The organism is Salmonella sp. 32100201201700099SM (assembly GCF_017572645.1).
Taxonomy (GTDB): domain Bacteria; phylum Pseudomonadota; class Gammaproteobacteria; order Enterobacterales; family Enterobacteriaceae; genus Salmonella; species Salmonella enterica.
In genome coordinates this window covers 1-18377 of record NZ_JAGERQ010000002.1, presented here as the reverse complement: position 1 = coordinate 18377, position 18377 = coordinate 1, and the positions used below count along the sequence as shown (strand labels likewise).

General features: G+C 53.1%; 15 protein-coding genes and 1 pseudogene. 7 read left to right on the top strand and 9 right to left on the bottom strand.

Annotated features, from left to right (window positions below):
• Positions 1-4: 4 nt before the first annotated feature.
• The 3 genes from J4685_RS03505 to J4685_RS03495 all read left to right on the top strand — a co-directional run bounded on the left by J4685_RS03505 (position 5) and on the right by J4685_RS03495 (position 1948).
• Positions 5-868 carry a Cof-type HAD-IIB family hydrolase gene (locus J4685_RS03505; protein ID WP_000924657.1) on the top strand — a complete coding sequence of 288 codons (864 nt, stop codon included), beginning with the start codon at positions 5-7 and terminating at the stop codon, positions 866-868.
• Positions 855-1613, top strand: a complete 759-nt coding sequence (locus tag J4685_RS03500; RefSeq protein ID WP_001068173.1) for a DeoR/GlpR family DNA-binding transcription regulator — start codon at positions 855-857, stop codon at positions 1611-1613. Before J4685_RS03505 ends, J4685_RS03500 begins: the two co-directional genes overlap by 14 nt.
• 62 nt (positions 1614-1675) lie before the next feature.
• Entirely contained in the window at positions 1676-1948 is a 273-nt protein-coding gene (locus J4685_RS03495; protein ID WP_001207628.1) for a DUF3811 domain-containing protein, read from the top strand.
• Here J4685_RS03495 and rluF read toward each other — a convergent pair.
• The 3 genes from rluF to J4685_RS03480 are packed head-to-tail and all read right to left on the bottom strand — an operon-like array spanning position 1945 to position 3536.
• The gene (gene rluF / locus J4685_RS03490) at positions 1945-2814 is read right to left on the bottom strand and encodes a 23S rRNA pseudouridine(2604) synthase RluF (protein ID WP_000954610.1); all 870 of its coding nucleotides are present in this window, start codon (positions 2812-2814) and stop codon (positions 1945-1947) included. The genes J4685_RS03495 and rluF overlap by 4 nt on opposite strands.
• 46 nt (positions 2815-2860) lie before the next feature.
• Positions 2861-3400: a DUF2058 domain-containing protein gene (locus J4685_RS03485; protein ID WP_001096720.1), complete on the bottom strand. Its 540-nt coding sequence runs from the start codon at positions 3398-3400 to the stop codon at positions 2861-2863.
• A 34-nt stretch (positions 3401-3434) separates the two neighbouring features.
• Complete coding sequence (locus J4685_RS03480; protein WP_001584020.1) at positions 3435-3536, bottom strand: hypothetical protein; 102 nt, start codon at positions 3534-3536, stop codon at positions 3435-3437.
• A gap of 71 nt (positions 3537-3607) precedes the next feature.
• Between J4685_RS03480 and pepE the strand changes: the two genes are divergently transcribed.
• Positions 3608-4297, top strand: a complete 690-nt coding sequence (pepE, locus tag J4685_RS03475) for a dipeptidase PepE (RefSeq protein ID WP_000421773.1) — start codon at positions 3608-3610, stop codon at positions 4295-4297.
• Positions 4298-4372: 75 nt separating this feature from the next.
• On the opposite strand, the gene J4685_RS03470 is transcribed toward pepE, so the two are convergent.
• Both J4685_RS03470 and metH read right to left on the bottom strand, forming a co-directional pair.
• Complete coding sequence (locus tag J4685_RS03470) at positions 4373-6004, bottom strand: Na/Pi cotransporter family protein (protein ID WP_000956811.1); 1632 nt, start codon at positions 6002-6004, stop codon at positions 4373-4375.
• Positions 6005-6270: 266 nt separating this feature from the next.
• Positions 6271-9954, bottom strand: a complete 3684-nt coding sequence (gene metH, locus J4685_RS03465) for a methionine synthase (RefSeq protein WP_000095971.1) — start codon at positions 9952-9954, stop codon at positions 6271-6273.
• Positions 9955-10258: 304 nt separating this feature from the next.
• Between metH and iclR the strand changes: the two genes are divergently transcribed.
• On the top strand, positions 10259-11083 hold the full coding sequence (gene iclR / locus J4685_RS03460) for a glyoxylate bypass operon transcriptional repressor IclR (RefSeq protein ID WP_000226436.1): 825 nt from the start codon (positions 10259-10261) through the stop codon (positions 11081-11083).
• A 10-nt stretch (positions 11084-11093) separates the two neighbouring features.
• A complete protein-coding gene (locus J4685_RS03455) occupies positions 11094-11501 on the top strand; it encodes an ASCH domain-containing protein (RefSeq protein WP_010989091.1) in 408 nt (135 codons plus the stop codon).
• Here the strand turns inward: J4685_RS03455 and aceK are convergent.
• The 4 genes and pseudogenes from aceK to metA all read right to left on the bottom strand — a co-directional run bounded on the left by aceK (position 11465) and on the right by metA (position 17453).
• Positions 11465-13216 (bottom strand): annotated as a pseudogene (aceK, locus tag J4685_RS03450) (bifunctional isocitrate dehydrogenase kinase/phosphatase). The gene J4685_RS03455 and the pseudogene aceK overlap by 37 nt on opposite strands.
• A 101-nt stretch (positions 13217-13317) precedes the next feature.
• On the bottom strand, positions 13318-14622 hold the full coding sequence (aceA, locus tag J4685_RS03445) for an isocitrate lyase (RefSeq protein WP_000857882.1): 1305 nt from the start codon (positions 14620-14622) through the stop codon (positions 13318-13320).
• Positions 14623-14653: 31 nt separating this feature from the next.
• A complete protein-coding gene (gene aceB, locus J4685_RS03440; protein ID WP_001069379.1) occupies positions 14654-16255 on the bottom strand; it encodes a malate synthase A in 1602 nt (533 codons plus the stop codon).
• A gap of 268 nt (positions 16256-16523) precedes the next feature.
• Positions 16524-17453 (bottom strand): homoserine O-succinyltransferase, encoded by a 930-nt coding sequence (metA, locus tag J4685_RS03435; protein ID WP_001122767.1) that lies wholly within the window; start codon positions 17451-17453, stop codon positions 16524-16526.
• Between the two features lie 156 nt (positions 17454-17609).
• On the opposite strand from metA, the gene J4685_RS03430 reads away from it, so the two are divergent.
• Complete coding sequence (locus J4685_RS03430; protein ID WP_000973248.1) at positions 17610-18047, top strand: acetyltransferase; 438 nt, start codon at positions 17610-17612, stop codon at positions 18045-18047.
• The last annotated feature ends 330 nt before the right edge of the window (positions 18048-18377 follow it).

Below are 18377 nucleotides of genomic sequence, written 5' to 3'. Positions count from 1 at the left end.
AGAGATGTTGTTAATCACCGATCTGGATGGAACATTACTCACCTCGCAGAAAACAATCAGCCCGCGCACGCGCCGGGCACTGATTGCGTTCCGCCAGGACGGTGATCTGCTGGCGGCATGTTCCGCCAGACCGGTCTCCTCAATGGTACGCCTGCTACGCCAGCAACAGGTTGATACGTTGTTTAGCTGGTGCGCCGGTTTTAACTGCGGACACCTGCTGGAGATGGCGGGGCAGCGCATTATTCATGCTGCTCCGTTGTCCGCCACAGATCTGTGGAATATTGACCAGCATATTTCTCTTTCCCGCTATCACCACCATTTTTTTAGCGCCGAAGCAATTCACCATCGTGACGATAGACTGATTGCGCCCTGGACAACATATGAAGCCCGCTTATTTGGGTTGCCGCTTATAACTGAAACTACAGAAAATATCTTTAATCGTCGCGATACATATAAAATTACCCTTGTTGCCGCATCTTCGGAGATAGATACACTGTGTACAGAAGTGAATAATCACCTGCCTTATGGATATTATGCGGTCGTCACGGGAGAAAATTATATTGATATTCAAAGAACCGATGTAAATAAAGGGTGCATAATAGAACAATTAATTCATTATTTAAATATATCTTCTGACAAGGTGGTCGTGATTGGCGATCAGCAGAATGATGTCAGCATGTTTGCCGCCGCCGGAATCAGCATCGCAATGGGCAACGCGCCGGATGCAGTAAAGCGGCAGGCCGGCTATGTGACTGCCACGAATGATGAGGAGGGTATCGTCCATGCGTTGGAGTGGTTGCGTTGCCTTACGCATCCAGTTACCATGCGCCAAAGGTTGACGGCGGCGAAAGATAATGAATCCAATTAAAAGACGAAAACATATTCTTGATGAATTAAACAAATTCGGTGAAGTCACCGTTATTAAATTATCGGAAATGCTCAACGTCACCTCGGAAACCATTCGTCGCGATCTCTCCTTACTGGAATCAGAAGGCAAAATCACTAAGATTCATGGGGGCGCGGTCAAAAAGCAAGTTGTCCAGGAGGATGCGTTTAGCGCAAGAATAGAGGCGCATCGCGAAGAGAAAATAGCGATTGGCAAACTTGCCGCCGAAATGGTCAGTGAACGGGATACATTGTTTATTGACTCCTGTACAACTAACCTTATTCTGGCCGAGCAATTACCGCCTCTCGCTTTTTCCGTGATTACCAATTCAGCACTGATTGCCGATAAAATTAAAGAGCATAACCCGCAGGCCCGCGTGTATGTATTAGGCGGCGAATATGATTACCATTTTCGCGCCAACCTCGGCGTCTCGGTGTGTCAGCAGATTAACGCGATTCACGCGAATATCTGTTTTATTGGCGCTGGCGGCATTTCTCCCCAGCATGGCGTATTGGTGAAGAGCTTTGAAGAAGCCTACGTTGCCAAAGCCATGATTGCGATGAGCAAAAAATCAGTGATTCTCGCCGACCATACCAAATTTGGTCAGGACGGTGTGATGTGCATCGCAAGCGTAAAAGAAATCGATAACATCATCACGGATAAAGGATTTACGTCAACGGGTTATACACCACAGGATTTCGCCGGAAAGCTGCGGATTGCTGACTGAGCGCTATCCGCCCGTTGCGTATTGCCGTAGACTAAATGCATCGGCTAACTGAGGGCACCCGTATGGCACTCCCCCGCATTACCCAAAAAGAGATGACCGAGCGCGAACAGCGCGAACTGAAAACGTTGCTGGACCGCGCCCGTATTGCGCACGGGCGTCCGCTGACCAATTCTGAGACCAACAGCGTAAAAAAGGAGTACATCGATAAGCTGATGGCGCTGCGTGAGGCTGAAGCGAAAAAAGCCCGCCAGTTGAAGAAAAAGCAGGCGTATAAACCCGATACGGAAGCGTCATTCTCTTGGTCGGCGAATACGCCGACGCGCGGCAGACGTTAACGTCCTTTCTTCTTTCGTCCCGGCGAGGTAAAGCGCTTACCGCTTGATGCCGGGCGCGCTTTCTCATTGCTTTTTTCGATCGCAACGACCGGTCGCTTAATACCCGTGGTCTTCGGCTTCGCTTTGGCCTTTGGTTTGGCTTCGGAAGAGGAACGCTCAATCAATTTAAACAGATCGATCAGCTCATCGTCCGTCAAATCGCGCCACTCACCCAGCGGAATCCCGCTCAGGCTGACGTTCATAATGCGCGTACGCTCCAGTTTCGTCACTTCATAACCAAAGTATTCACACATACGACGGATCTGACGGTTTAATCCCTGCACCAGGGTGATGCGAAAGACAAACGGCGCCTCTTTTTTCACCTTACATTTTTTGGTGACGGTACCCAGAATCGGCACGCCAGCGCCCATACCGCGAATAAACTCGTCGGTAATCGGTTTATCCACCGTCACCAGATACTCTTTTTCGTGATCGTTACCGGCACGCAGAATCTTATTGACCAGATCGCCGTGGTTAGTCAGAAATATCAGCCCCTGCGAGTCTTTATCCAGACGACCAATCGGGAAGATACGTTTGCTGTGGTTCACAAAATCGACAATATTGTCGCGTTCGCCGTCTTCAGTGGTACTGACAATGCCAACCGGTTTATTCAGCGCAATCAGCACTAAATCATCCGCTTCTCGCGGCTCAATCAACCGACCATTTACTTTAACAATATCCCCTGCGACTACCTGATCGCCAATGGCGGCGCGTTTGCCGTTGATAAAAACATTGCCCTGTTCGATAAAACGGTCCGCCTCGCGACGCGAACAGATGCCGCTTTCACTGATATATTTATTAAGCCGGGTAGATGTGTCGGTCAGCATATTTACTCTCTGAGAAATTTTTCTACATAAACGTCGGGAATGTGACTTACCACATCAAATCGTCAGGAACTTTAAAATCGGCATACGGATCATCTTCGTCCTGCTCTTCCTGACTCAGCGCACTGTTTACGACAATACTGTCCGCATCTCGTTGTGCGATTTTATCGGCGACGCTCGCGGGAATAATCGCATATTCACATTCACCGCTGTTATTGATAACCAGACGCGCAATCGCGAGACGCCCATTAATCAGTTGCGTCTGAGTGAGCTTATCCACGTCTATTTTTTTGATGACGTTATTATCGGTGAAGTTAAAACCAATATTGCCTTTAGATACATTGATTCTATTCATTTCAATAAGTTGCTTAACCTGAGCTTTAAACTCTTTCGCTAAAACCGCTTGTTTTTGCTGTTCACTGAGTTGTTTATCACGCTCAAGTTGCGCCTTTTTATTTTCTTCCACCGCTTCTCTGGCCTCACGAGCCTGAACGCGTGGTTTTTTAGCCGTGCGTTGGACTTTGGCCATTTTTTTGCTGGTCACTAATCCCGCTTGTAGCAGTTGCTCTTGTAAGGTCAGTTTTGCCATTTTCGTCTCTAAACGTGTTAAATAATTTTGCGGATTATACCTGTAATTTTTCAGGCGATACCAGATGGCAGATCTGGCCTGTCGTCACTTTTAGCAACCGCGCTTTGCCTGTGACACGCGTAACATCATGAGCCATATCAGTAAGACATTAAATGGATAATGGTAGCATTATTACGTTTTGACATTTCCTGATGAGGTGGAGAAGTAATGGAACTGCTTTTATTAAGTAACTCGACGCTGCCGGGTAAAGCCTGGCTGGAACACGCTCTGCCGCTGATAGCGAATCAATTGAACGGTCGACGCTCAGCCGTGTTTATTCCGTTTGCCGGCGTCACGCAAACATGGGACGAGTACACGGATAAAACCGCAGAGGTGCTTGCGCCATTAGGGATAAACGTCACAGGGATTCATCGTGTCGCCGATCCGCTTGCGGCGATTGAGAAAGCGGAAATCATTATTGTCGGCGGCGGAAATACCTTCCAGCTACTGAAAGAATCGCGTGAACGCGAGCTGCTGGCGCCGGTGGCGGACAGGGTAAAACGCGGCGCGCTGTATATCGGCTGGAGCGCGGGCGCCAACCTTGCCTGCCCGACTATCCGCACGACCAACGATATGCCGATCGTCGATCCAAACGGTTTCGACGCGCTGGATCTGTTCCCGCTGCAAATTAATCCTCACTTCACTAACGCCTTGCCGGAAGGTCATAAGGGCGAGACCCGCGAGCAGCGTATTCGCGAACTGCTGGTGGTCGCGCCGGAACTGACAGTGATTGGTTTGCCGGAAGGTAACTGGATTCAGGTGAGCAACGGCCAGGCGGTTCTCGGCGGCCCGAATACCACCTGGGTGTTTAAAGCGGGCGAAGAGGCCGTGGCGCTGGAAGCGGGTCATCGCTTTTAATCCCTGGCCACATTGAATGCCGAATGGCGGGCCTACACGCATGTTCTCCGTAGGCCCCGCCATCCGGCATTTCACTTAATACTCGCCCCGTTCCTCGTCCTGATCCGGCTGTTCCAGTACGCTATAGGCGACCGAACAGAACAGTGAGTTAAGACGCTTCATATCGCCCAGCAGCCCTAAATGGAGCGAGCTGGTTTCAATGCTTTGCACGTTCTGCTGGTGCAGGCGGTCGACATGCGCATGTGAGTATCGGCGATTAAGTATACGGAAGCGATGTTTACTGCGGCGCAACCGACGGGCGCTGGTGACATCGCCGGAGAAAAAGACCGACATCGCCAGTTGCAGATTACTGAGCAGTTGATCGTAAAGCGCATCCAGCTCTTTCAATCCTTCTTCTGAAAATGCCCGACGCGCCGCCAGCGACTTGTCGGCAATCTCGCTGCCCATTCGCTCGATAATATCCGACGCCTGTTCGAGGTTCAGGGCCATCTCAATAATCTCCGCCCACCGGCGGGACTCCTCCGCTGCCAGCTCGTCTTTTGGCATTCGCGCCAGATAAAGCTTAATCGCGGTGTAGAGCACGTTAACGTCATCCGCCAGCTTGCGCAGCGCTTTCTCTTCACGCGGCTCGCCGTGCATGACCTTTTTTAGCCCTTCCATCATCTGTTCCATCGCATCGCCAATGCGCAACACCTCGCGGGCAGCATTAGCCAGCGCCAGCGTTGGCGTATCCAGCGCGCTGACATCCAGATGTTTCGGCTTCAGATGGGTATCCAGTTCAGGCTCATCACGAATAATCCGTTTACAAAAACGCGCCATCAGCTCGGCAAATGGCACCATCGCCAGGCAGCGCACCAGGTTATAGAAAACGTGGAAATAGATCACCAGCTCTGACTTCGGTAGCGATAGCTCATCCATCAGATTCGCCAGCGGATGGACAAACGGCAGGATGACCAGGCTGCCGATCAATTTGAACAATAGGCTGCCGAGCGCTACGCGACGCGCGGCAGCATTGGCGGCGCTGTTATTGAGCATCGCCAGCAGCCCCGATCCCAGATTGGCGCCGATGACCAGGCACAACGCCACCGGGAACGATATAATCCCCGCCGCCGTCAGGGTCGCCGTCAGCAACACCGCCGCCAGGCTGGAATAACTGATAATAGCGAACATCGCGCCAATCAGCGCATCCAGCATAATGTCGCCCGTCAGCGACGCGAAAATGACCTGCACGCCATTAGCCTGAGTGATCGGCGTCACTGCCTGCACAATCAGCTCCAGCGCCAGTAGAATCAGGCCAAGCCCGATACCGACGCGACCAAGCTGCCCGGCGCGGGACTGCTTACGTCCTAAAAAGAAAATCACGCCGATAAAAATCAGCAGCGGCGACAGCCACGACAAATCAAAGGTGAGAATACGCGCCATTAGCGCAGTACCCACATCAGCGCCCAGCACAATCACCAGAGCTGGCGTCAGGGCGACAAGATCCTGGGCGACAAACGACGTTACCAATAAAGTGGTGGCGTTACTGCTTTGTACCAGCGCGGTAACACCGATACCCGCACAAAAGGCGAGCGGTTTCTTTTCCACGCTGCGGCTGAGGACAGTGCGTAGACGCGCGCCAAACACGCGCATTACGCCAGTACGAACGATATGTGTTCCCCATACCAACAGCGCAACGGCAGAAAGTAGATGGAGCAAAGTTAACACGGCGTCAGGTTCTCCTTATCGTTATACGTTTTCCTGAAGCTCACTTGCGATAAATTGCCTGATGGCGCACAGCGTTAAGGCCTGCTGGCGTTGCACGCCACCGGGCTTACCATACGTAATACGGTATGCTGGATAAGGCGTTTACGCCGCCATCCGACAAATTCAGCGTAGAGCCTTCCTTCAGTATAAGGGTTTAATTGTAAGAAAGAGACAAGGCACCCAATGAGTGCCTTGTATGTTGTAAGGAAAAGTGACGATTTTATGAATCAGTCCGCATCGTAACCCAGGTTCGGCGCCAGCCACCGCTCAACGTCCTCAACGCTCATTCCTTTACGGAAAGCATAATCTGTCACCTGATCGCGTTGGATCTGCGCTACCGCGAAGTATTTGCTCTCAGGATGGCTGAAGTACCAGCCGGAGACCGACGCGCCAGGCCACATGGCGAAAGATTCGGTGAGCTTCATCCCGGTGTGTTTTTCGACATCCAGTAGCTGCCAGATAGTGCCTTTTTCGGTATGTTCCGGGCAGGCAGGATAACCCGGCGCCGGGCGAATCCCCTGGTAGTTTTCGCGGATTAATTCGTCGTTACTCAGGCTCTCGTTCGGCGCATATCCCCAGTAAACCTTACGTACACGCTCATGCAGATACTCGGCAAACGCTTCCGCCAGACGGTCGGCAATCGCTTTCACCATGATCTTGTTATAGTCGTCGTGTTGCGCTTCGAAGGCGTCCGCCAGCGCATCCTCCTCCAGACCGCCGGTCACCGCGAAAGCACCGATGTAATCCGCTTTGCCGCTCAGTTTCGGCGCGACAAAATCCGCCAGACAGTAGTTGGCAAAACCGACTTTCTCGGTCTGCTGGCGCAGGTGGTGGCTGACCGTCAGAACATGAGTACGGGTTTCGTCGCGATAAATTTCGATGTCGTCACCCACACGGTTCGCCGGGAACAGGCCCACCACGCCACGCGGATTCAACAGTTTCTCGGCGCTCAGTTTATCCAGCATATCATTGGCGTCTTTAAACAGACGCTGCGCCTCAACGCCCACCACCTCATCTTCCAGAATGCGCGGGTATTTGCCGGCCAGCGACCAGGTCATAAAGAACGGCGTCCAGTCGATGTAGTTGCGCAGAGTTTCGATGCTGGCTTCCACCTCCTGCACGCCCAGACGGTGGGCTACCGGCGGGGTGTAGCGTTCCCAATCGAACGCCAGATCATTATCGCGCGCCGCTTCCAGCGTGACCGGCGGCGTACGCGGTTTTTTGCGGGCGTGCTGAATACGCACGGTTTCGTACTCTTTGCGGGTACGGGCGACAAAGTCATCGCGCTGGTTGTCGGAGAGTAGCGCCGCCACCACGCCCACGGTACGCGAAGCATTCTGCACGTAGACCGTCGGACCGCTGTAGTTCTGCTCGATTTTCACCGCCGTGTGCGCTTTCGACGTTGTCGCGCCGCCAATAAGCAGTGGGATGGTAAGGCCCTGACGCTCCATCTCTTTTGCCACGTTGACCATTTCATCCAGCGACGGCGTAATCAGGCCGGAGAGGCCGATCAGGTCCGCGTTCACCTCTTTCGCCGTTTTGAGGATTTTCTCCGCAGGCACCATCACGCCAAGATCGACGATTTCGTAGTTGTTGCATTGCAGCACCACGCCAACGATGTTCTTGCCAATGTCGTGCACATCGCCCTTCACGGTGGCGATGACCATCTTGCCGTTGCTGGAGCCTTTTTCTTTGCTGGCTTCAATAAACGGCTCCAGGTAGGCCACCGCTTGTTTCATCACGCGGGCGGATTTCACCACCTGCGGCAGGAACATTTTCCCTTCGCCGAACAGGTCGCCGACCACGTTCATGCCGTCCATCAGCGGCCCTTCAATCACCTCAATCGGGCGGGCGGCCTGCTGGCGGGCTTCTTCGGTATCCTGTTCGATAAACTCGGTAATGCCTTTCACCAGCGAGTATTCGAGACGCTTTTTCACGTCCCAGCTACGCCATTCCGCCTGCTGGGCGTTGGCAGCTTCGTCGGTTTTGCTGCCGCGGTATTTCTCGGCCAGTTCCAGCAAACGCTCGGTGCCGTCATCGCGACGGTTAAGAATGACATCTTCAACTGCATCGCGCAGTTCGGCAGGCAGGTCGTCGTAGATAGCCAGCTGTCCGGCGTTGACGATGCCCATGTCCATGCCGTTGCGGATGGCGTAGTAGAGGAATACCGCGTGGATAGCCTCACGTACCGGGTCGTTGCCGCGGAACGAGAAGGACACGTTAGACACACCGCCGGAGATCAGCGCGTGCGGCAACTCGCGTTTAATATCTTCGCAAGCGCCGATAAAGTCCTGCGCGTAGTTGTTGTGCTCTTCAATACCGGTCGCCACGGCGAAGATATTCGGGTCGAAGATGATATCTTCCGGCGGGAAACCCACCTCTTCGGTCAAAATTTTGTAGGCTCGGCGGCAAATTTTGATTTTACGCTCGCGGGTATCGGCCTGCCCCTGCTCATCAAAAGCCATGACCACCACTGCGGCGCCATAGCGACGTAGCAACTTCGCATGATGAATAAAGGCTTCCACGCCCTCTTTCATCGAAATAGAGTTGACGATGCCTTTACCCTGAATGCACTTCAGCCCTTTTTCGATAACCTCCCATTTGGAGGAGTCAATCATGATTGGTACACGGGCAATGTCCGGCTCACCGGCAATCAGGCTGAGGAAACGCACCATCGCCGCTTCGGCGTCGAGCATCCCCTCATCCATATTGATATCAATAATCTGCGCGCCGCTTTCTACCTGCTGACGGGCGACATCCAGCGCTTCGCTGTATTTCTCTTCTTTGATCAGGCGCTTAAATTTGGCCGAGCCGGTGACGTTAGTACGTTCGCCGACGTTGACAAACAGGCTATCGTCGCCAATGTTCAGCGGCTCCAGGCCGGAAAGGCGGCAGGCGACCGGGATATCCGGCAGCTGGCGCGGCGGCAAACCGGCAACGGCGCGGCTCATGGCGGCGATATGCTCCGGCGTAGTGCCACAGCAGCCGCCAACGATATTCAGGAAGCCCGCTTCCGCCCATTCGCGAATCTGTTTCGCCATGGTGTCGGCGTCGAGGTCGTACTCGCCGAAAGCGTTCGGCAGGCCGGCGTTCGGGTGCGCGGTGACGTAGCATTCGGCAATCCGCGACAGTTCCTGGACGTACTGGCGCAGTTCATCTGGCCCCAGCGCGCAGTTAAGGCCAAAAGTGAGCGCTTCGGCGTGGCGCAGCGAGTTATAAAAGGCTTCGGTCGTCTGGCCGGAAAGCGTATGGCCAGAGGCGTCGGTGATGGTGCCGGAAATCATGATCGGCAGATCAACGCCCAGCGCTTCAAACTCTTCTTTCACCGCAAACACCGCCGCTTTCGCATTCAGGGTGTCAAAGACGGTCTCAATCAGAATCAGATCTACGCCACCTTCCACCAGCGCTTTAGTGGATTCACGGTAGGCCGCCACCAGCTGATCGAAGGTGATATTACGAAACGCCGGGTCGTTGACGTCCGGCGAAATGGAGGCCGTGCGGTTAGTTGGACCAAGCACGCCCGCAACAAAGCGTGGTTTTTCTGGTGTTCGCGCCGTCCATTCATCGGCGCAGGCGCGCGCCAGTTTGGCCGCCGCATAGTTAATTTCCGCCGACAGGGATTCCATCCGGTAATCCGCCATCGCAATGGTTGTCGAGTTAAAGGTGTTGGTTTCGATGATATCCGCGCCAGCCTCAAAGTAGGCGTTGTGGATAGCGGCGATCACCTCCGGCTTGCTGAGTACCAGCAGGTCATTGTTGCCTTTCAGGTCGCAGGGCCAGTCGGCAAAGCGCTCCCCGCGGAAATCTTCTTCATGTAGACGATAGCTCTGGATCATGGTGCCCATACCGCCGTCCAGCACCAGAATACGTTCATTTAACTGCGCACGCAGTTGTTCAACTTTGCTGCTCACACTCGCTCCCGACAACGCTCCACGTAACGAGCCATACTGGCACAAAGCGTGCTGGCGGAAAAGAGAACAACGGGCAACATGAGACATGTTCAGCTTGCCACCCACTTCTGTCGCTTTGCCGGATGGCGGCGCAAGCGCCTTATCCAGCCTACAAATTACTTTGGCAGCTCCCAAAGCGTAGACCTGATAAGCGAAGCGCCATCGGGCATCCTGTGATGTCACTCATCCGATCAGTTCAGGAACTCTTGCATTATAATTGAATAAAACGAAAATGATTTCCACGATACAGAAAAAGGAGTCTGCCATGGTTGCCCCTGTTCCCACGAAACGCGGGAGAAAACCTGCCGCTACCACTGCACCCGTAACCGGGCAGGTTCAGTCTTTAACTCGCGGTCTGAAGCTACTGGAGTGGATTGCCGAGTCCAACGGCAGCGTCGCGCTGACCGAACTGGCGCAACAGGCGGGTTTGCCTAATTCCACGACTCACCGTCTACTCACCACCATGCAGCAACAGGGTTTTGTCCGCCAGGTTGGTGAGCTGGGCCACTGGGCCGTAGGCGCACACGCGTTTATCGTCGGTAGCAGCTTCTTACAGAGCCGTAATCTGCTGGCGATTGTCCATCCGATTTTGCGCAAGCTGATGGAGGACTCCGGCGAAACGGTAAACCTTGCCGTACTCGACCAGAGCGACCATCAGGCCATTATTATCGATCAGGTGCAGTGTACGCAGCTGATGCGTATGTCCGCGCCGATCGGCGGCAAGCTGCCCATGCACGCCTCTGGCGCGGGCAAGGCGTTTTTATCACAGCTCAGTGAGGAACAGGTTACCAGTCTGCTGCACCGCAAGGGGTTGCACGCTTATACCCATGCGACGCTGGTGTCGCCGCTGCATCTGAAAGATGACCTCGCCCAAACACGCAAGCGCGGCTATTCCTTTGACGACGAAGAACATGCGCTCGGTCTGCGCTGCGTGGCCTCGTGTATTTATGACGAACACCGCGAACCGTTTGCGGCCCTCTCTATTTCCGGCCCCTGCTCACGCATTACCGACGATCGCGTCACCGAACTTGGCGCCATGGTGATTAAAGCGGCGAAAGAGGTGACGCTGGCCTATGGTGGAACTCGCTGAAATGAGCAGCCTGAAATTATACTGGCAGGAGAAGTACCCACAGGCCTTCTGTTGGTCTTTCGGTGATTCGCCGGCGCTGGCCGACGAGCTGGCGGCGCTAGTGGTCGCCGGTAAAAAGCGTGGCACCTGTAGCTCGCTGGTTAGCTATCAGAAAGAGCAACCCCCTGTCACGCCCGGGTCATATCACATTGTGCTCAACGGCACAGGCGACGCCGTGTGCGTCATACGCACGCTGGCGCTCAGGCTGATCCGTTTTAACGAGATGAGCGCCGATCTCGCCGCACTGGAAGGCGAAGGCGATCTTAGCCTGGCGTACTGGCAAGCGGCACACCGGGCCTTTTTTGAGCGCGAGGGTAATTGGTCGCCGGAGATGGAACTGGTTTACGAAGAGTTCGCCGTACTTGAGATCGCGCCGTAACGCACGCTAAAGCGCTGGCGGCGACGATAGGCATACACATCTTCTACATGCCCTTCTTTAATACGCGTCTGTAGCGCGCGCCAGTAATCGGCGCGAAACAGGTCGGCATGCATCTCTTCAAACAATGGCCCGATACGCGGATCGGCACACAGCCAGTGGCGAAACTCCTCCGGGAAAACATCACCCGGCGAGACGCTATACCAGGGTTCGCTGGCCAGTTCGTCTTCCGGATAACGCGCTGGCGGAATATCGCGGAAATTCACTTCCGTCATGTAGCAAATTTCATCGTAGTCGTAGAACACCACGCGACCATGACGGGTAACGCCAAAGTTTTTAAACAACATATCGCCGGGGAAAATATTAGCGGCGGCAAGCTGGCGAATCGCATTACCATATTCTTCTATCGCATCGCGCAACTGCTGGCCTTCTACCTGTTCCAGCCAGATATTGAGCGGCACCATGCGACGTTCAATATAGAGATGGCGAATGACGATATGTTCCCCAAGATCGGTAATCTTCTCTGGCGCTTCTTGTCGTAACAGCGCCATCAGCGCCGGATCGATTTGCCGTTTATCCAGTACGAAATTCTCAAACTCCTGGGTATCCGCCATACGACCGACGCGATCATGCTCTTTTACCAGTTGATAACAGGCACGCACATGGGCGGCAGACATCTCTTTCTGCGGGGCGAATTTGTCTTTAATGATTTTAAATACCCGGTCGAAACCTGGCAGGGTAAACACCAGCATCACCATGCCGCGGATGCCAGGCGCCTCAATGAATTTCTCATCGCTTTCAGCCAGATAACATAAATATTCGCGGTAGCTTTCGGTTTTCGCATGTTTCTGGCAGCCAATCGCCATATACAGTTCGGCAGTGGTTTTACCCGGCAGGATTTCACGCAACCACTCAACCAGCGCGGCAGGCAGCGGCGCATACACCATAAAATAAGAGCGGGCAAAACCAAACACAATGCTCGCTTCTGCCGTGGTGGTCAGGCAGGTATCGACAAACAGTTCCCCCTCATCAGTGCGATGAATCGGCAATAAAAACGGCAGCGTACCGTCAGGTGTGGTTAATTTACCTACCAGCCAGGCCGCTTTATTACGGTAAAACAACTCGTTCGCCACCTGGACATGGCAGCGAGGTAGCGCGTCCTCGCCCAGTGTTTCAGTCAGGTGCGCGATAATATAGCGGATATCCCGGCTTTTATTCTGCCAGGGCAGACGCAGCGGTAAATCACTGAGTATGCGCATCAACAGCGGCTCCCAACCGTGATCGGGAAAGAAATCTTTGGCCAGCGGGCGCGGGATAGTACGAAAGCGACGCTCCGGTTGCGAACTGAAAATAAACAACCGCTCGGGTGTTAACGAGCGGTGGTCAAATAACCGGCAATAAACGGAGTTGAAAAAGCTCTCCGCAATCTCGAAGCGCGGGTAATCCGGCAACAGCCGGGTGTAATGCTCTTTAACGCGTAAAAGGAAATCCGCGTCGGTACTTTTGCCATCGGTAATACAGCGCAGTTGTTCCACCACCAGACCCACATGATGATCATAGAGGTGGATACGGCTTTTCATCGCCTGCTGGACGGCGTGCCAGTCGGCCTGTTCAAAACGCTGCTACGCGCCGGAAGTCACTTCCAGAAATCGACCATACTGCGCGTCAAAGCCTTGCAGGATGGTTTGAGCAATCAGTAATTCCAGGCCACGCGGCATTTTTTTCCCTCATCCGGCACCACATCATGCCGGATGGCGCGTTCGCTTATCCGGCCTACGCTATCTGTAGGCCCGGTAAGCGCAGCGCCACCGGGCATCAATCAAAACTGCGATTCTTCGGTGGAACCCGTTAACGCGGTAACGGATGACGCGCCGCCCTGAATAATGGTGGTGACTTTGTCGAAGTAACCAGTACCCACTTCCTGCTGGTGGGAAACAAAGGTATAGCCGTCTTTCGCCGCGGCGAACTCGGGTTGTTGAACCTTCTCAACATAGTGTTTCATGCCCTCGCCCTGAGCGTATGCATGCGCCAGGTCGAACATGTTGAACCACATGCTGTGGATGCCCGCAAGGGTAATAAACTGGTATTTGTAACCCATGTCCGACAACTGCTGCTGGAAGCTGGCAATGGTCTTGTCGTCCAGATTCTTCTGCCAGTTGAAGGATGGCGAACAGTTATAGGCCAGCAGTTTGCCCGGATACTTCGCGTGGATAGCATCGGCAAAACGACGCGCCAGTTCGAGATCCGGCGTAGAGGTTTCGCACCACACCAGATCGGCATACGGGGCATACGCCAGACCGCGGCTGATCGCCTGCTCAATGCCCGCATGGGTGCGGTAGAAACCTTCGCTGGTGCGTTCGCCGGTAATGAAACCGCTGTCATAGGGATCGCAGTCGGAGGTGATCAGATCTGCCGCATCCGCATCAGTACGCGCAATCACCAGCGTCGGGACGCCCATCACATCAGCGGCCAGACGCGCAGCAACCAGTTTCTGAATCGCCTCCTGCGTGGGGACCAGCACCTTGCCGCCCATATGGCCGCATTTCTTCACCGACGCCAGCTGATCTTCGAAGTGAACGGCCGCTGCACCGGCTTCAATCATCGATTTCATCAGTTCGAAGGCATTCAGAACGCCGCCAAAACCGGCTTCCGCATCAGCAACGATCGGCAGGAAGTAATCCACATAGCGCGGATCGTTGGGTTCAATACCGGATGCCCACTGGATCTGATCTGCACGACGGAAAGTGTTGTTGATCCGATCCACTACCGCCGGAACAGAGTTTGCCGGGTACAACGATTGATCCGGATACATGCTGGATGCCAGGTTGGCATCTGCCGCCACCTGCCAGCCTGAAAGATAAATCGCCTCAATACCGGCTTTCGCCTGCTGCAGCGCCTGACCGCCAGTCAGCGCGCCCAGGCTGTTGATATAGCCTTTTTTCGCTTCACCGTGCAACAGCCGCCACATTTTCGCGGCGCCGAGCTGCGCCAGCGTGCATTCCGGGTTAACCGAGCCGCGTAATTTCACCACCTCCTCCGCGCTGTACGGGCGGGTGATGCCTTCCCAGCGCGGTTGTGTCCACTCTTTCTGTAATTCTTCGATTTGTTGAGTACGGGTTTTCATGTGCAGATGCTCCATATTGTTATGTGGTGAATTAAGCCAGTAAGCGATAGCCCGGCAGGGTGAGGAAGTCGATTAAGTCATCTGAGGTGGTGATTTGCTCCATCAGACGTGCGGCATCGTCGAAGCGCCCGCTGCTGTAGCGGTGCTCGCCCAGTTCGTCCTGGATTACCCGCATCTCTTCCGCCAACATTTCGCGGAAAAGCGCTTTCGTTACGGGTTTTCCATTGCTCAGTGTTTTCTCATGGTGAATCCACTGCCAGATAGAGGTTCGTGAGATTTCCGCCGTCGCGGCATCCTCCATCAGACCGTAAATCGGTACACAGCCATTGCCGGAGATCCACGCTTCAATGTACTGCACTGCCACGCGAATATTGGCGCGCATTCCCGCTTCTGTACGTTCGCCTTCACATGGCTCCAGTAACTGCTCAGCGGTAATTGGCGCATCTTCATCACGGGTAATGAACAACTGATTTTTGTGCTCGCCCAGCACCTCGTTAAAGACGGCCATTGCGGTATCCGCCAACCCGGGATGCGCAATCCACGTGCCGTCATGGCCGTTGTTAGCTTCCAGCGCTTTATCCGCTTTCACTTTGGCAAGGACCTGATTGTTGCGTTCAACGTCTTTGCTCGGGATAAACGCCGCCATACCGCCCATCGCGAACGCGCCGCGCTTGTGACAGGCTTTGATCAGCAGGCGCGAGTAGGCGCTCAGAAACGGTTTGTCCATCGTTACCACCTGCCTGTCCGGCAAGACGCGATCCGGGTGATTTTTCAACGTTTTGATATAGCTGAAAATATAATCCCAGCGACCACAGTTGAGACTGACGATATGATCACGCAGCGCATGAAGAATCTCATCCATCTGGAAAACAGCCGGCAGCGTTTCAATCAACAGGGTCGCTTTGATCGTACCGCGCGGCAGGTTAAAGCGGTCTTCGGCGTAGCTGAAAACTTCACTCCACCAGGCTGCTTCCTGCCAGGCTTGCGTTTTCGGCAGGTAAAAATACGGGCCGCTACCTTTAGCGAGCAGCGCTTTATAGTTGTGGAAAAAGTACAGAGCAAAATCAAACAGGCTGCCGGGAATGGCTTCCCCCCGCCAGGTAACATGTTTTTCTGGCAGATGTAGACCACGTACACGACAAATCAATACGGCCGGATCGGGCTTGAGCTGATAGATTTTTCCGGCTTCGTTGGTATAGCTAATGGTGCCGTTCACCGCATCACGCAGGTTGATTTGACCATCCATAACTTTATTCCAGTCCGGCGCCAGCGAGTCTTCAAAATCCGCCATAAACACTTTCACGTTTGCGTTCAGGGCATTAATCACCATTTTACGTTCAACTGGCCCGGTAATTTCTACTCGGCGATCCTGTAAATCCGCCGGAATACCACGAATCTGCCAATTACTTTCTCTAATGGAAGTGGTTTCCGAAATAAAATCAGGCAACTTACCGTTATCAATATCCTGCTGTTGCTGGATACGTGCAGCCAGGAGTTTATTGCGTTTTGGCGTAAAACGGGTGACTAACTCCGTCAAAAACTCGACTGCTTCAGCGGTCAGGACTTGCTTTTCCAGCTCGCCTTGCGGCCTGGTAAAGGTTAATTCATCAGTTGTGGTTGCCTGTGGATTCATCATGCAGCTCCTCGTTGTTGATCCAGATACATCCCCAATGCGAACGAAGGATCACTGTGCGCTTTTCGTTCAACACAACTAAGACTACTCAATTAAATTTCAAAATCAAAAACAATTTCCATTTTTAATTTAATTATGTATTAACCTATTGATAACAATGTAAATTAAATTTAATTACATGATGAGGTGCGTTTCGGAAATAAAAAAGACACCCGAAGGTGCCTGATTCAACATGCTGAAACGCTTTAGGATCGTCAGAAGCAGAAGATTAATCCAGGGTTGGATTCATGTGACGCAGATCATATGGCGTAATCTGGTAGACATAATAGTTGAGCCAGTTAGTAAACAGTAAATTACCGTGGCTGCGCCAGGTTGCGCGCGGTATGTTTTGCGGATCGTTTTTTGGGAAATAGTTGTACGGAACCTCCGGATTTAACCCGGCCTCAACGTCACGAAAATATTCACCCGCTAACGTATGAGCGTCATATTCAGGATGACCGGTGACAAACGCAATACGTTTATCTTTGCTGGCAAACAGGTACGCATCCCCTTCTTCTGTTTCGGCCAGAATTTCAAGATCCGTATAATCCCGTATCAGCGCCGCCGGGAAATCGGCATAGCGTGAGTGTGGCGCCAGAAACGAATCATCAAAACCACGCGTTAACAGAGCATGTGGATGAAGGATGTGATGTTCATAGACGCCGGAAAGTTTATCTGTACGGGTCTGCTTAGGGATACCATACAGAATATTGAGTGCGGCCTGAACGGCCCAACAGACAAATAGCGTCGAAGTAACGTGATCTTTCGCCCATTCCAGCACCTGCCTAATCTGCGGCCAGTAAGCCACGTCATTAAATTCCACCAGACCCAGCGGCGCTCCGGTCACGATAAGCCCATCAAAGTTCTGATCGCAGATATCGTCGAAGTTACAGTAAAAGTTGTTCAGATGCTCGGCTGGCGTGTTCCTCGACTCGCGGGCATCTATCCGCAGTAGTTGAATATCGACCTGCAATGGCGAGTTCGATAGCAAACGCAGAAACTGATTTTCCGTTTCAATCTTCTTCGGCATCAGGTTAAGGATAAGTACCTTTAGCGGGCGAATTTCCTGACCTGATGCGCGAGAAGTCGTCATGACGAAGACATTCTCCTCACGTAAAAAATTGACGGCGGGTAGCTCGTCCAGCACGCGAATCGGCATAACCTGATAACCTCACGACATACGTTTAAACGTTTAGACATCCAGATAGCTGAAGATACTCAGAAATCAGGCGAATGTCGAGTCTGCAAGTTCAAGGTGAGAAAGTTTCACGACAGCATTTGCATTAGAATAGAAGTAAGCAAAAAAGGAGTGAAGATGATGATTAACATTCGCCGTTCAAGGCATGAGGAAGGGGAAAAACTGATTGCGATCTGGCGTCGCTCAGTCGATGCCACGCACGATTTTCTGTCAAACGCTTATCGGGCCGAACTGGAAGAGCTGGTGAGCGATTTTCTGCCAGAAGCGCCACTATGGGTTGCCGTGACCGATCAGGATGAGCCGGTAGGATTTATGCTGCTTACCGGCGAACATATGGATGCGCTGTTTGTCGATCCGGACGTGCGTGGTCAGGGTATCGGTAAGAGATTAGTTGAACATGCGTTAACACTGGCGCCGGGGTTGACAACCAATGTTAACGAGCAAAATACACAAGCTGTTGGATTTTATAAGAAAATGGGATTTAAGGTGACAGGACGTTCGGAGGTTGACGATCTTGGGAAACCGTATCCATTGTTGAATTTAATTTATCCGTGAGTAGCGGTGCTGCCTGATAAGTGCATGCAGGCCGGATAAGGCGAAGCTGCCATCCGGCGGTGCAGGTTGCCTGATGGCGCTGCGCTTATCAGGCCTACATTTTTACAGTTACCACACACGCAAAGAAGCCCGTCCGTCAGAACGGGCTTCTTCACTTGTCTGATGCCTGGCAGTTTATGGCGGGCGTCCTGCCCGCCACCCTACGGGCCGTTGCTGCGCAACGTTCAAATCCGCTCCCGGCGGATTTCTCCTCCTCAGGAGAGTGCTCACCGACAGACCACAGATAAAACAAAAGGCCCTGTCTTCCGACAGGGCCCTTCGTTTTATTTG